The sequence below is a fragment of the Shouchella hunanensis genome (genome assembly GCF_028735875.1).
In the GTDB taxonomy this organism is placed as follows: domain Bacteria; phylum Bacillota; class Bacilli; order Bacillales; family Bacillaceae_D; genus Shouchella; species Shouchella hunanensis.
This window is the reverse complement of sequence record NZ_CP117834.1, coordinates 496,054-509,701: the sequence shown is the minus strand read 5'-3', so window position 1 is coordinate 509,701 and position 13,648 is coordinate 496,054. Positions and strand designations below refer to the sequence as shown.

Here is a 13,648-nt window from a genome sequence, read left to right as displayed (position 1 = left end):
AGGATAAAGGATGCAGGTTATACGTCTAGAAAAAGAAAAAACTGTGGTGCAAAAAAATCTTCGCTTACAAGAGAATGAACGGGTCGTTCAAAGCGTTGCGGATATTATTGAACAAGTAAAAGTAGGCGGAGACAAAGCGTTAGTTGAATTAACGAAGCAATTTGACGGGGCTACGGTTTCCTCGTTCCTCGTTACAAAAGAAGAGATTGAAACTGCCTATAGAACAATTCGTAATGAAGAGCTCGATGCGATTAAACAGGCGATTAAAAACGTTACAACTTATCATGAAGAGCAAATTAACACATCTTGGATGCAAACAAAAGATGATGGGACCTTGCTAGGTCAAAAGGTAACGCCACTGGACGCAGTAGGGCTTTATGTTCCAGGTGGTAAAGCTGCGTATCCTTCTTCTGTCATTATGAATGCAGTCCCTGCACTTGTAGCGGGCGTTGAACAGATAGCGGTCGCATCCCCACCAGATCAATTCGGCCATCTTCCCGCAGGTGTTCTCGTTGCTGCAAATGAATTAGGTATCCAATCCATCTATAAAGTTGGTGGTGCTCAAGCAATTGCTGCTTTTGCTTATGGTACAGAATCAATTGCCAAAGTCGACAAGATTACAGGACCTGGAAACCAGTATGTGGCGTTAGCAAAGCGAGCAGTTTTTGGAGAAGTTGATATTGATATGATTGCTGGTCCTAGTGAAATTTGTGTCTTAGCTGATGAAGGTGCAAACCCATCATACATTGCAGCCGACTTACTGTCCCAAGCTGAACACGATGAAATGGCATCAGCGATCCTTGTCACAACATCACATTCATTAGCTGAAGCTGTTAAGGAAGAAGTAGCAAACCAGCTAAATGTACTCCCGAATTCTGAGATTGCGAGGCAAGCGATTTCGGACTATGGTCAAATTTACATCTGTTCTTCCGTTGAACAGACCATTGGTGTAGTCAACGACTTGGCATGTGAACACGTTGAAATTATGACAGACGCCCCGATGGAAATGCTAGGGAAAATAAAGCATGCAGGTGCTATTTTTATTGGTCCCTATAGTGCCGAGGTTGTTGGGGATTATATGGCAGGGCCAAGCCACGTCTTGCCCACCAATGGGACAGCTAGATTTTCAAGTCCATTATCCGTAGATGATTTTATAAAAAAAACAAGCGTCATTTCATACAGTAAAGCAGCGTTTGAAGGGGATGCTCAGGCGATCATGACGTTGGCTCGAATGGAAGGGCTAGAGGCGCATGCAAGAGCGATAGAAGTTCGATTAAAGGGGGAGACGAAATGAGTCGAGAAGCATCTATTCAGCGAAAAACAGGTGAAACAGATATACAATTAACCGTACAATTAGATGGTGAAGGACAGATCGAGTTAAATACAGGTGTTCCGTTTCTTGAACACATGCTGCATTTATTTGCAAAGCACGGACAATTTGACTTAAACGTCCAAGCTGAGGGGGATATAGAAGTAGATGCGCATCATACAACCGAAGATATAGCTATCTGTTTAGGAGAAGCGTTTAAAGATGCACTCGGTTCAAAAGAGGGAATTCGACGCTACGGATCAGCAACTGTTCCAATGGATGATGCACTTGCTCAAGTCGTAGTTGATTTAAGCAATCGCCCTCATTTAGAATATCGTGTGGACCTTCCGAGTGAAACAGTTGGAACGTTTGATACAGAGCTAGTACGAGAATTTTTTTGGAAGCTGGCGTTAGAAGCAAGAATGAATGTACACATTATCGTTCATTATGGACACAATACCCACCATATTATTGAAGCCATCTTTAAAGCGTGTGCGAGAGCCCTCCGTGAAGCGGCAAGCATTGATCCAAATCAGAGAGGGCTTTTATCGACGAAGGGGATGCTCTAATGATTGGCATTATTGATTATGGTATGGGCAACCTTCATTCTGTATCAAAAGCATTAGAACGACTTCAATTTCCATATCTTATTAGCGGTAATCCAGATGAATTAATGGAATGCGATGCTTTTATCTTGCCAGGAGTTGGTGCCTTTCCTGATGCTATGAAAAACTTGGACACAACCGGTTTACGCACGTTTCTCGACCAGCATGTTTATCAACAAAAACCACTATTGGGTATTTGTTTAGGGATGCAGCTCTTATTTGAAAAAAGCACAGAATATGGAGAAACAGCAGGTCTCGCTTACTTAAATGGAAATGTGATCCATTTTTCTGAAAAACAACACCATGCTCATTCATCTTTAAAAATTCCTCATATGGGGTGGAACCGTCTCGCTTTTTTAAATGAAAAAACAAGCACAGGAGGCATTGAAGAGGGCTATGTTTATTTCGTTCATTCATATGTGGTAGAAGCGCCTGATGAGCTCATGGCAGCAAAAGCAGATTACGGGTGCGATGTGCCTGCAATTGTAGAGAAAGACCTCGTTTTCGGAATGCAATTTCATCCCGAAAAAAGTGGACAAGTTGGTACGGCATTACTAAAACGATTTGGGGAACTGGCAGAAAAGGGAGTGGACTGAATGGGAATGACGATTTATCCAGCAATCGATATTTTAAATGGACAGTGTGTTCGCTTAGAGCAAGGTGATTATGAAAAAAACACGGTGTATAGCCACTCACCGCTACAAACAGCTCAATCGTTTCAAGACGCTGGTGCCAAATGGGTTCACATTGTTGATTTAGATGGAGCAAAAGAGAAAAAGCCTGTTAACAATCCGCTTATAGCGGAAATGGCGTCGCAGCTGACTATTCCTGTACAAGTTGGTGGTGGCATTCGAACAGAGGAAGATATTGATTACTATTTAAATCTTGGTGTAAAACGAGTGATTTTAGGTAGCGTGGCGGTTAATAATTTGGCTTTTACAAAAGAGATGGTAAAAAAATATGGCGAGTCAATCGTCATTGGCTTAGATGCACGTGATGGGTTAGTGGCGACAGAGGGCTGGATTGAAACATCAAACGTTCAAGCTGAAGAGTTAGCAAGAATTCTACTTGATTCAGGCGTGAAAACGATTATTTATACAGACATTTCAAAGGACGGTATGCTAGAAGGACCGAACATTGCCGCTTGCGAAAAACTGGCGAATATAGCTGGGAAGAGCGCACAAATTATTGCTTCAGGTGGCGTTAGTCAGCTTCAAGACATAGAAGCACTTTGTCAGACCACGGTTTCCGGAGTCATTGTTGGTAAAGCACTTTACGCCAATCGTTTTACTTTGGAAGAAGCGGTGAAAGTAGGCGAGGAAACCAATGCTAACTAAACGAATTATCCCATGTTTAGATGTGAAAGAAGGGCGAGTCGTTAAAGGAACACAATTTCTATCGTTACGAGATGCTGGCGACCCGGTGGAGCTTGCTCACTATTATGATGAGCAAGGTGCGGACGAACTTGTTTTCTTAGATATCTCGGCATCTCATGAAGGTAGAAAAACCATGTTAGATGTTGTGGAAAAAGTAGCAGCGTCTATTTCTATTCCATTTACAGTTGGTGGCGGTATTAATACAAACGAAAACATTCGGAACATTTTACAAGCAGGTGCAGATAAAGTTTCGTTAAATACGGCAGCACTCATAAGACCCGAATTTATTGAAGAAGCGTCGCGCTTCTTTGGCTCACAATGTATTGTTGTTGCCATTGACGCTAAGTTTGATTCAATATCGGATACCTGGAAAGTCTATACTCATGGTGGTCGTAAAGAGACCGATTGGACAGCTGACGCTTGGGCCATGCAAGCAGTTCAATTAGGAGCAGGGGAATTGCTTGTGACAAGTATGGATAAAGATGGGGAGAAATCGGGCTTTGATGTACCTCTCCTGCAAAAGCTAACGGATTGTGTCAATGTACCTATTATTGCTTCAGGAGGAGCAGGAGAAGCTACGCATTTTGTTGATGTCTTCCAAAAAGCCACAGTTGATGCGGCTTTGGCAGCATCAATCTTTCACTATAAAGAAACAACGATTGATGCAGTGAAAAAGGTATTAAAAGAAAAAGGAGTGCATGTACGATGACGAACGTTCAATTCAACGAAAATGGGCTTGTACCAGCCATTGTTCAAGATGCGCAAACGAAGGAAGTGTTGACATTAGCGTACATGAATCAAGAAGCACTCGACTTGACGATAGAGACGAAAGAATCGTGGTTTTATAGTCGTTCTAGAAAAGAACTATGGAATAAAGGCGCAACGTCTGGCAACAAGCAGGAAGTAATTGAAATCCGTTACGATTGTGACCAAGATGCTGTCTTGCTTTTCGTTAACCCGAAAGGCCCTGCTTGCCATACAGGAGCCGTAAGTTGTTTTAAAGGCGACAGTGAGAACGATAGGAATACAAGTAATCCATTCGCTATACTCGAATCTCTTGAAAAAACGATATCTAATCGGAAAAAAGAAATGCCAGAAGGTGCGTATACAACATACCTCTTTACGGAAGGCATTGATAAAATCCTTAAAAAGGTTGGCGAAGAGGCAAGCGAAGTCATTATTGCAGCGAAGAATGAGGATCAAACAGAGATGCATTGGGAAGTTGCTGACTTATTCTATCACCTCCTTGTACTATTAGAAGAAAAAAATATTCCGTTAGCAGCTATTATGAACACGCTAGAACAGCGTCATAAAGACTAGATTTTCGAAAAAAGTCAAACGATCCGTTGACTTTTTTCTTTTTTTTAGCAAAAATGTAGTCGGAACGAGAGCTGGATTAAGCTATAATGTATACTTGAGCATTGATTAGATTTGCTTGGAGGTAACAACGGATGATGCGAAAAAAGCAAGCAAGTAATAAGATTCATTCAAATGTCGTCATCCCATTTTATCGAAGTGGCGATTATTTCTTTCATAAAGGATTGGCTGCATTTCACGATAAGCGTTTATCCCGTGCAGCGAAGTTATTTGAGCGAGCTGTGAAATTAACGGAAACAGAACCGATTTTTAAAATTCAATTAGCAGCAGTATTAACCGAACTTGGCGAATATGAACGTTCCAATGAGTTGCTGTACCAAATTTTAGAAACGTACAATGATGAGCATCCAGTATGTCATTTTTTCATTGCGAATAATGAAGTGTTTCTTGGCCATTTTTTTCAAGCCGAAAAGCACGTTACACGTTATTTAGCATTAGAACCAAAAGGGGCATTTGTTGACGATGCAAAAGAATTAGCTGAGCTGTTTGAAGAAGATCCTCTTGATGAAGAAGAGAAGGAAGAAGAGTCATTAAATAACCATGAAAATGCATGGATTCTCTTAACTGAAGGAAATGTAAGAGAGGCTATCCCATTGCTTAAAAAGGTTCTTGATATACAGCCTGAAAATTGGGCAGCCCAAAATCATTTAGCAGAGGCTCTGTTTCGGACGGGACAGGAGCAATTGGCTTTTGATAAGTGTGAAGAGATACTCGAAGCTGATCAAGGCAATTTACTGGCACTTTGTAATATAGCCGTTTTTCATCATCAACTAGGTTATAAAGAGAAAGCGAACGAGTATGGAGAGATCCTAAAAAAAATCAAACCAATCCACTATGACTCCAAAATTCGTCTTATTCATGTTCTTTGCCACATTGGTGCTTATGAAGAAGTAGCTTTACGCAAAAAAGATCATACATTGCTAAAAGAGCAATCGCTATTTCATTGCTTTGCTGTAGCAGACTATCATGTTGGAAATGTTGAGTCAGCAATGGATATGATGAAAGCAGCGTTTGTTGTCGGCGATGCAAGAGTCAAATCCTGTATGGAGAAAATGGAACGTGGAGAACGCGACTCCGTTTTGTTCTCCATGATGGAACGTGAGGCAGGCTTGAGCATGTTAGTAGACAATCAGTCGGAAACTCCGCTAGGATAAGAGTGAAACGGATAAGATATCGGAATTAGAAAAGACTATTAGAAGAGTGGATCTTCTTTAGATGAGGCGCATGAATAAGAGAGAGAATTGGCGCGTAAGGAGTGTTAAACATGTCAACTGAAACAATTTATGATGTCATAATAGCAGGTGCAGGTCCAGCAGGAATGACAGCTGCTGTATATACATCAAGAGCAAATTTAAAAACCTTAATGCTTGAAAGAGGTATGCCAGGTGGTCAAATGGCTAATACAGAGGAAGTAGAGAACTATCCAGGATTTGACCATATTCTTGGACCGGATTTATCCAATAAAATGTTTGAGCACGCAAAAAAATTCGGTGCAGAGTACGGATATGGAGATATAAAAGAAATTATTGATGAAGGCGATACGAAAAAAATTATCGCTGGTTCAAAAGAATACAGAGCCCGAGCAGTGATTGTGTCGACAGGTGCAGAATACAAGAAGTTAGGTATTCCAGGAGAGCAAGAATTAGGCGGTCGTGGTGTCTCGTATTGTGCTGTTTGTGATGGGGCTTTCTTTAAAGAGCGAGAGTTAATCGTTGTTGGCGGCGGAGATTCAGCAGTAGAAGAAGCCGTTTATTTAACTCGCTTTGCATCAAAAGTAACGATTGTGCATCGACGTGATCAACTTCGTGCCCAAAAGATACTACAAGATCGCGCTTTTGCCAATGATAAAGTCGAATTTGTTTGGAATAAAGTCGTAACCGAGATTAATGAGAAAGACGGAAAAGTTGGCGGCGTTACCTTGGAAGATACAGAGACAGGTGAGACATCTACTATGAGTGCAGACGGTGTGTTCGTCTATATTGGGATGTTGCCACTTAACGAAAGTGTTAAAAACCTTTCTATTACCAACGAAGAAGGCTATATTGAAACGAACGAAGAAATGGAAACAAAAATCCCAGGCGTATTCGCTGCTGGAGACGTTCGAGAAAAATCACTTCGCCAAATTGTAACAGCTACAGGTGATGGGTCTATAGCCGCGCAAAATGTTCAACATTACCTTGAGCATTTAGACGACCAGAAAAAAGTCATCTCAGAATAAAGATATTTTCTTTTAAAGTATCTGTAACCTATTTGAAACAGAGGGGTGCTAAAATAAGAATTGTAATTGACCCCCTTTTTTATTATAGAGTTTTCTTGATGAGCGCGGATGGAATCCGTGCTCCTTTTTTTGTCGTTTTTGAAGAAGGGAGAATCATTGTCGCTTTTCTCATTTAACTGTATACTATAGAATTAGGAACGTGGGGTGATGAAGTTGCAACGGATAACCAATTGTATTTTAACTTCTGAGGAACAATGCCTTTTGTTGCAAAAGCCAAGTAAAGGCTGGTGGGTCGCTCCAGGTGGAAAAATGGAACCAACAGAGACGATTCAAGAAGCAGCAATTAGAGAATTGAAAGAAGAAACAGGTCTTCTTGTGAAGCAGCCAGAACTTCAAGCGGTAACAACAATGGTGATTGTTAATGAAGACGAGAGCATTCAGAATGAGTGGATGATGTTTACGTTTAAGGCTGTCGAAGCTTCAGGTCAACTGTTTAAACATTCTCCTGAAGGGAAGTTGCAGTGGCAACCTAATCAAGCATATCAAACCTTGCCGATGGCTGAAGGCGACCGGCTTATATTCGATCACGTCTTTCATGGCAAAGGAATGTTATATAGCACGTTTTATTATGATACATCACATAACCTATTAAAAGAAAGAAGAAGTTCGGCTTTTATGTAAGGAGGGCTCGACGTTGAAAAGTGCAGATGTAGAAGTTGTCGTTATAACAGGAATGTCTGGTGCTGGGAAAACGGTAGCTGTGCAAAGCTTTGAAGATTTAGGCTATTATTGCGTTGATAACCTTCCTCCGGCACTGTTGCCTAAGTTTATTGAGCTAATTGAAGGCGGCGTTGATAAAGTGACAAAAGTCGCTTTAGTGATGGATTTAAGAGGACAATCGTTCTTTGATGAATTCTTTCGAGCGATTGATTCCCTTCGCGAGGAACCGGCAGAACGAATTCATATTCAAATTTTGTACTTAGATGCCAAAGATGCAAAGCTTGTACAGCGTTATAAAGAGACAAGGCGGACTCACCCGCTAGCTAAGAGTGGATTGCCGTTAGAAGGGATTAAGAAAGAGCGCGAACTTCTTGAAGAAATGAAAGGAAGAGCGCAGCAAATTATCGATACGACAGAATTAAAGCCTGTTCAACTACGTTCGAAAATAATGGAGCGCTTTTCTTCTAATGTTAGTGAGGCATTTACGGTTCACTTTGTCTCGTTTGGTTTCAAATATGGGATTCCGATTGATGCAGATGTCGTGTTTGATGTTCGGTTTTTACCTAACCCTCACTATTTAGATGAGCTTCGGCCAAAAACCGGTCTTCAATCAGAAGTTTCATCTTACGTATTAAAGTGGAAAGAAACGAAGCAATTTTTAGATAAATTAACGGATTTGTTCGACTTTACGCTACCGCACTACAAACGAGAAGGGAAAAGTCAGGTTGTTATAGGGATAGGATGCACAGGGGGTCAGCATCGTTCGGTGACACTTGCAGAATATTTAGCAGACTATTACAACCCACACTATAATGTCTATGCATCTCATCGAGACATCGATAAGAGGAAGGCTAACTCCTTATGAGAAAAAAAGTTGTCGTAATTGGCGGCGGAACAGGACTATCTGTCATCTTAAAAGGATTAAAGACATACCCTGTCGATATTACAGCCATTGTAACTGTTGCCGATGACGGTGGAAGTTCTGGTATTTTAAGAAAAGAATTAGATATTCCACCTCCGGGAGATGTTCGAAATGTTTTGGTCGCACTGGCAGAAGTGGAACCGTTAGTGGAAGAGTTATTTCAACATCGATTCGCGAGTGGCGACGGATTAAATGGCCACTCCCTTGGAAACTTATTGTTGGCAGGAATGACGTCTATCACTGGTGACTTTCAGAAAGGGATCGCTACATTGAGTCGAGTCTTAAATGTTCGGGGAAGTGTATTACCTGCGGCGAATAAAAGCATTATTTTACATGCTGAAATGGAAGACGGTACTCATGTGAGTGGTGAATCAAAAATTCCCCTTGCAGAAAAGAAAATTAAGCGTGTTTATTTAACACCAAAGGACATCTCTCCATTATCAGAGACGTTACATGCATTAAAAACAGCAGACTTAATTGTTTTAGGACCTGGTTCTCTTTATACGAGTATTTTGCCGAATTTGTTAGTACCTGGTATTGTTGAAGCCATTATGACTTCGAAGGCAAAAAGAGCTTATATTTGTAATGTCATGACGCAAGCTGGAGAAACGGATCATTATGCGGTCTCGGATCATGTTCAAGCCATTCTTACCCATTGTCAAAGCCAAATTGTGCAACATGTGTTAGTCAATCATCAGCAGTTGACAGAAACGGCACTTTCCCGTTATCGCATGGAGAAAGCTGAGCAAGTCGTCATTGACGAGACGAAGTTAAAAGAATTAGGAGTTTCGGTTATAAAAGATCAGTTTGTGGTAGAATCAGATTATAAGCTTAGGCACGATGCAAAGAGAGTGTCTGAAGCATTATTGAGTTTATTGGATATAGAAAAATAAAGAGTAAGAACGCGTGTTGGATCTGTTCAGTTAGAAAGGGTGGTCGGGCGTGTCTTTTGCAGCAAGCGCCAAAAAGGAGTTAACACAGCTTGACGTGCAGTCCTGCTGTGCTAGAGCTGAACTTTCTGCGTTGATTCGCATGAATGGCTCGTTATCGTTAGCAAATCAGCAGATCAGCCTAGATGTTACAACGGAAAATGCAGCAATCGCAAGAAGGATGTATACATTAATCAAACGATTGTATCCTCATATACACATTGAATTACTTGTCAGAAAAAAAATGAGGCTAAAGAAAAACAATGTTTATCTTGTACGTATTACAAAAGAAGCGCGAGAACTTTTAGGGGACTTACACATTTTAAAAGAACCATTTGAATTTATACGTACAATTTCCCCCTCTATTGTGCAAAATGCGTGTTGTAAACGAGCCTATTTAAGAGGGGCGTTTTTGGCAGGGGGGTCCATTAACCATCCTGAAACCTCTTCTTATCATCTTGAGATATTCTCTCTCTATGAAGAGCACAATCAAGCAGTATGTGAATTAATGAACGAATTTTCCTTATCAGCCAAGACACTTGAGAGGAAAAAAGGGTTTATTACGTATCTAAAGGAAAGCGAGAAAATTACGGAATTCCTGAACATCATTGGTGCACATCAAGCTTTGCTTTATTTTGAAGACGTACGCATCTTAAAAGATATGCGAAACTCAGTGAATCGACTTGTAAATTGCGAAACAGCAAACTTGAATAAAACGGTTGGTGCTGCCCTTCGCCAGGTCGAAAATATTCGCTTCATTGAAAAAGAAATTGGTTTGGATCAGCTTCCACCCAAATTACAAGAAATTGCAAAGCTACGAGTGACCCACCAAGATGTAACATTAAAGGAACTTGGTGAAATGGTTGAGGGTGGTAAGGTGAGCAAGTCTGGAGTCAATCATCGTTTGCGAAAAATTGATGAATTTGCAGACAAGCTTAGAAACGGTACGTATAATCAGAAATAAAGGTAACTATTAAGTATAAAGGAGAAGAATTATGGCGCAAAAAGAAGTAACAATTGAGTTGAAAACGGGCTTGCAAGCACGTCCAGCAGCACTTTTTGTACAAGAGGCAAATCGCTTTGCAGCAGATGTTTATATTGTCAAAGATCATTCTAAAGTTAATGCAAAAAGCATTATGGGGTTAATGAGTCTTGCTCTTGGAAAGGGAACCGTTATTACCATTGTAACGGAAGGGCATGATGAAGACGAAGCGTTAGATGCTCTTGTTGAGTATGTTCAGAACGAAGATTGATCGAACATCCTTTTTAGACTATGTTCTTTTTGAAACCGAAGAAAGTGGTGGTTCGTATACAATCAAAAGGGGTTGAGCATATGCGTGATAACGATATTATTGATTATCGAGAAGAGAAAGAGCCGGATGGAAAAGTGGCGGTTACGTTACTTTATGTCTTGAGTTTTTTTGCACCGATACTTGCGCCATTACTTATATGGCTCTTGTTAAAAAGAGAATCGGACTTTGTTGACTTTCACGGCAAACAATATTTTAACTTCTTTCTTTCGTACACGATCTATTCACTTATCGGTAGTATTCTCATTTTCGTAGTAATTGGCTTTATCATTGTACCAATCGTTTGGTTATTGGGAATTATATTTACCATCGTTGCTGCAGTTAAGAGTTACTATGGTGAATACTATGTCATACCGCTAAGCATTCAATTCTTCAAACCATAAAAAACTCAATTATTGCTAAGCAATAATTGAGTTTTTTTGTTGTTATTTTTTGTTCGTTTCGAATACTTTATCAATCAAACCGTATTCTTTTGCTTGATCAGCCGTCATAAAGTTATCACGATCTGTATCTTTTGCAATTTGCTCATACGGTTGACCAGTGCGTTCAGCCATGATTTCATTAAGCTTCTGGCGCATTTCAATAATTCTTCTTGCATGGATTTCCATATCGGAAGCTTGACCTTGCATACCGCCTAGTGGTTGGTGAATCATCACTTCACTATTAGGAAGAGCCATTCGTTTACCTTTTGCACCTGCTGTTAGAAGGAATGCACCCATAGATGCTGCCATTCCTGTACAGATTGTGGATACGTCAGGTTTGATAAACTGCATCGTATCATAAATCGCCATTCCAGCAGTAATGGAGCCACCAGGAGAGTTAATGTAAATCGAAATATCTTTCTCAGGGTCTTCCGCTTGTAGGAAGAGTAATTGTGCAACAATTGAATTTGCTACGTTGTCATCAATAGCGCTACCAAGCATAATAATTCTGTCTTTCAAAAGGCGAGAATAAATATCGTATGCTCGTTCACCGCGGTTTGTTTGTTCAATTACAGTAGGAATTAAGTTCACGTGTGATTCCTCCTCGTTTTCGTCATAGTATAGTAGTACTTCACTACTCTAAGTCCATTTTAACCTAATGGTCAATTAAGGTCAAATTAATTGTTTGACGTATGTAAAGAGTGGTGGAAACAAAGTATTTAGTCTGCTTTCATCATAGCCTAATTAAAGCGGTTATAAACCTAAAGAAAAAAGAAGTAAAAAAGTAAGCGTTTACAACAAAAAAGCAATGATTTTATGATATGATAATTGGAGGAGGAGATCAGATATGGAGCTAGGTCTTTTTCAAAAACAAACAATAAGCTTAATCATGACCCATGAACTGCGGCAAGCCATCCACTTATTACAATATTCAACGTTAGATGTTCGCTCTTATTTAGAGGAATTAGCATTAGAAAATCCATTATTAGAGTTGAAGAAAACGAATCAGAAAGACAATCATCCTAAACTAATTAACAGGAAAAGTGATGAAAAACATAAAGCATTAGAAAATACACCGAATGTAAACGGTACGTTAAAAGAGTATGTGAGACAACAGCTTGTTGATCTGTCGCTAACAACCAGACAAAAAAAGCGACTTGCTTTTTTGATTGAAAGCTTGAATGAAGATGGTTATTTCCCGGAATCGCTCGCTTTTTATTGTGACTGGTTAGAGTGTTCAGAAGAAGAACTGCAAGAGGGAATTCAAATACTACAATCATTAGAGCCCGCTGGGGTAGGAGCCTTTTCATTAGCGGAGTGCTTATATTTGCAAGTGATAAGACAGGGGCTAGATCATCCAGTCACTAAAGCCATTATACTGAACGACTTAGAGAAGCTAGCAGCGAGAAAGTGGAAAGAGCTGTCTAAAACGTATCGAGTTGCAATGCTTGATATTCAGGAAATTTATGATGTGATCCGAACGCTCCAACCTCGGCCAGGAATATCGTTTTATACTGAACCGACTGTTTATATAGAACCTGACGTTCACTTTACACTATTTAATGGTGAAATTCTTGTGTCAACAAGTTCAACGATTGTGCCAACTATTGAAGTAAATAACGAATACAAAGAGCTTCTCCAGCTTGATCAACAAACACGACGTTATTGTAATGAGAAAGAACAACAAATCGAATGGTTATTAACGAGTTTGAAACAACGAGAGAAGACAATCTTGCAAGTAGCCGAAGTCATTAGTTACATTCAAGCGCCTTATTTTATGTCGAAGCAAGGCCAGCTACAGCCAATGACCTTACAAATGATTGCTACTGAGCTTGATATTCATGAATCAACTGTAAGTCGAGCAACGGCAAATAAATATGCACAGACTCCACGTGGTTTAATTGAATTAAAATCATTATTTTCTGCACGTGCTTCAGCGATAAATGAAAGCATTTCGAATTCATCTGTAAAGTCTTTGCTCAAACAAATGATTGAAATAGAGAACAAAGAAAAGCCATTGTCTGATCAACAAATTGTTGAATTGCTAAAAACCAATGAAGGGATTTCGCTTTCGAGAAGGGTAATAGCAAAATATCGGGATGAACTTGGCATTTTATCGTCTGTGAAACGAAAGCGATACGACGATCACGAAAGGATTGGCTAATGATAGTAACGTTTTACACAAAAGAACATTGTCCCCTATGTGACAAAGGGTACCGAGAAGTAGAAACTTTTGCTAAGGAATATGAGCTTTCCATTAGAAAGGTCGATATTTATTCAGATGACACGTTATTGGAAAAGTTTCATCTAATGATTCCGGTTGTCTATTATGAAAGCCATGAGCTCGGGTTTGGTCAACTAAGTGCAGATGAACTAGAAGAGAGTTTTAAACAAATAGAAAAAGAAAAATAAGTGCTTTAACTTGTTTAATTATCACTTCCTTGTTAAAATACAAGCGTA

The 13,648-nt window shown here is 39.9% G+C and carries 16 protein-coding genes and 1 pseudogene; 16 read left to right on the top strand and 1 reads right to left on the bottom strand.

All coding sequences use genetic code 11. The annotated features are described in order from the left end of the window. The first annotated feature begins 10 nt into the window (after positions 1 to 10). From hisD to PQ477_RS02715, 14 genes are all read left to right on the top strand, one after another. Complete coding sequence (gene hisD, locus PQ477_RS02780) at positions 11 to 1,294, top strand: histidinol dehydrogenase (RefSeq protein WP_144559447.1); 1,284 nt, start codon at positions 11 to 13, stop codon at positions 1,292 to 1,294. Beyond that, the gene (gene hisB / locus PQ477_RS02775; RefSeq protein WP_144559446.1) at positions 1,291 to 1,878 is read left to right on the top strand and encodes an imidazoleglycerol-phosphate dehydratase HisB; all 588 of its coding nucleotides are present in this window, start codon (positions 1,291 to 1,293) and stop codon (positions 1,876 to 1,878) included. The genes hisD and hisB overlap by 4 nt, the downstream gene beginning before the upstream one ends. After that, positions 1,878 to 2,510 (top strand): imidazole glycerol phosphate synthase subunit HisH, encoded by a 633-nt coding sequence (gene hisH / locus PQ477_RS02770; RefSeq protein WP_274272921.1) that lies wholly within the window; start codon positions 1,878 to 1,880, stop codon positions 2,508 to 2,510. Before hisB ends, hisH begins: the two co-directional genes overlap by 1 nt. Continuing rightward, positions 2,511 to 3,251, top strand: a complete 741-nt coding sequence (hisA, locus tag PQ477_RS02765) for a 1-(5-phosphoribosyl)-5-[(5-phosphoribosylamino)methylideneamino]imidazole-4-carboxamide isomerase (RefSeq protein ID WP_144559444.1) — start codon at positions 2,511 to 2,513, stop codon at positions 3,249 to 3,251. It abuts the gene before it with no gap. Next, positions 3,241 to 3,999 carry an imidazole glycerol phosphate synthase subunit HisF gene (gene hisF / locus PQ477_RS02760; protein WP_274272920.1) on the top strand — a complete coding sequence of 253 codons (759 nt, stop codon included), beginning with the start codon at positions 3,241 to 3,243 and terminating at the stop codon, positions 3,997 to 3,999. Before hisA ends, hisF begins: the two co-directional genes overlap by 11 nt. Beyond that, positions 3,996 to 4,610 (top strand): bifunctional phosphoribosyl-AMP cyclohydrolase/phosphoribosyl-ATP diphosphatase HisIE, encoded by a 615-nt coding sequence (hisIE, locus tag PQ477_RS02755; RefSeq protein ID WP_144559443.1) that lies wholly within the window; start codon positions 3,996 to 3,998, stop codon positions 4,608 to 4,610. The genes hisF and hisIE overlap by 4 nt, the downstream gene beginning before the upstream one ends. A 131-nt stretch (positions 4,611 to 4,741) precedes the next feature. Then, positions 4,742 to 5,821, top strand: coding sequence for a tetratricopeptide repeat protein (locus PQ477_RS02750; protein WP_274272919.1), 1,080 nt, complete (start codon positions 4,742 to 4,744; stop codon positions 5,819 to 5,821). Between the two features lie 110 nt (positions 5,822 to 5,931). Further along, entirely contained in the window at positions 5,932 to 6,885 is a 954-nt protein-coding gene (gene trxB / locus PQ477_RS02745) for a thioredoxin-disulfide reductase (RefSeq protein WP_035394612.1), read from the top strand. A gap of 207 nt (positions 6,886 to 7,092) precedes the next feature. Further along, a complete protein-coding gene (locus PQ477_RS02740) occupies positions 7,093 to 7,566 on the top strand; it encodes an NUDIX hydrolase (RefSeq protein ID WP_081762100.1) in 474 nt (157 codons plus the stop codon). A gap of 13 nt (positions 7,567 to 7,579) precedes the next feature. Then, positions 7,580 to 8,470 (top strand): RNase adapter RapZ, encoded by an 891-nt coding sequence (gene rapZ, locus PQ477_RS02735; RefSeq protein WP_144559441.1) that lies wholly within the window; start codon positions 7,580 to 7,582, stop codon positions 8,468 to 8,470. Next, complete coding sequence (locus PQ477_RS02730; protein WP_144559440.1) at positions 8,467 to 9,420, top strand: gluconeogenesis factor YvcK family protein; 954 nt, start codon at positions 8,467 to 8,469, stop codon at positions 9,418 to 9,420. Before rapZ ends, PQ477_RS02730 begins: the two co-directional genes overlap by 4 nt. Before the next feature lie 49 nt (positions 9,421 to 9,469). Then, on the top strand, positions 9,470 to 10,420 hold the full coding sequence (gene whiA / locus PQ477_RS02725; RefSeq protein WP_035394608.1) for a DNA-binding protein WhiA: 951 nt from the start codon (positions 9,470 to 9,472) through the stop codon (positions 10,418 to 10,420). Between the two features lie 31 nt (positions 10,421 to 10,451). Beyond that, positions 10,452 to 10,709, top strand: a complete 258-nt coding sequence (locus PQ477_RS02720) for an HPr family phosphocarrier protein (protein WP_035394605.1) — start codon at positions 10,452 to 10,454, stop codon at positions 10,707 to 10,709. An 80-nt stretch (positions 10,710 to 10,789) separates the two neighbouring features. Next, entirely contained in the window at positions 10,790 to 11,149 is a 360-nt protein-coding gene (locus PQ477_RS02715; protein WP_035394603.1) for a DUF4870 domain-containing protein, read from the top strand. Positions 11,150 to 11,191: 42 nt separating this feature from the next. Here the strand turns inward: PQ477_RS02715 and clpP are convergent. Beyond that, positions 11,192 to 11,785: pseudogene (gene clpP / locus PQ477_RS02710) on the bottom strand (ATP-dependent Clp endopeptidase proteolytic subunit ClpP); the annotation flags it as partial. 250 nt (positions 11,786 to 12,035) lie between these two features. Here clpP and rpoN point away from each other — a divergent pair. Beyond that, a complete protein-coding gene (gene rpoN / locus PQ477_RS02705; RefSeq protein ID WP_274272918.1) occupies positions 12,036 to 13,352 on the top strand; it encodes an RNA polymerase factor sigma-54 in 1,317 nt (438 codons plus the stop codon). Continuing rightward, positions 13,352 to 13,600: a glutaredoxin family protein gene (locus tag PQ477_RS02700; RefSeq protein WP_035394600.1), complete on the top strand. Its 249-nt coding sequence runs from the start codon at positions 13,352 to 13,354 to the stop codon at positions 13,598 to 13,600. The genes rpoN and PQ477_RS02700 overlap by 1 nt, the downstream gene beginning before the upstream one ends. The last annotated feature ends 48 nt before the right edge of the window (positions 13,601 to 13,648 follow it).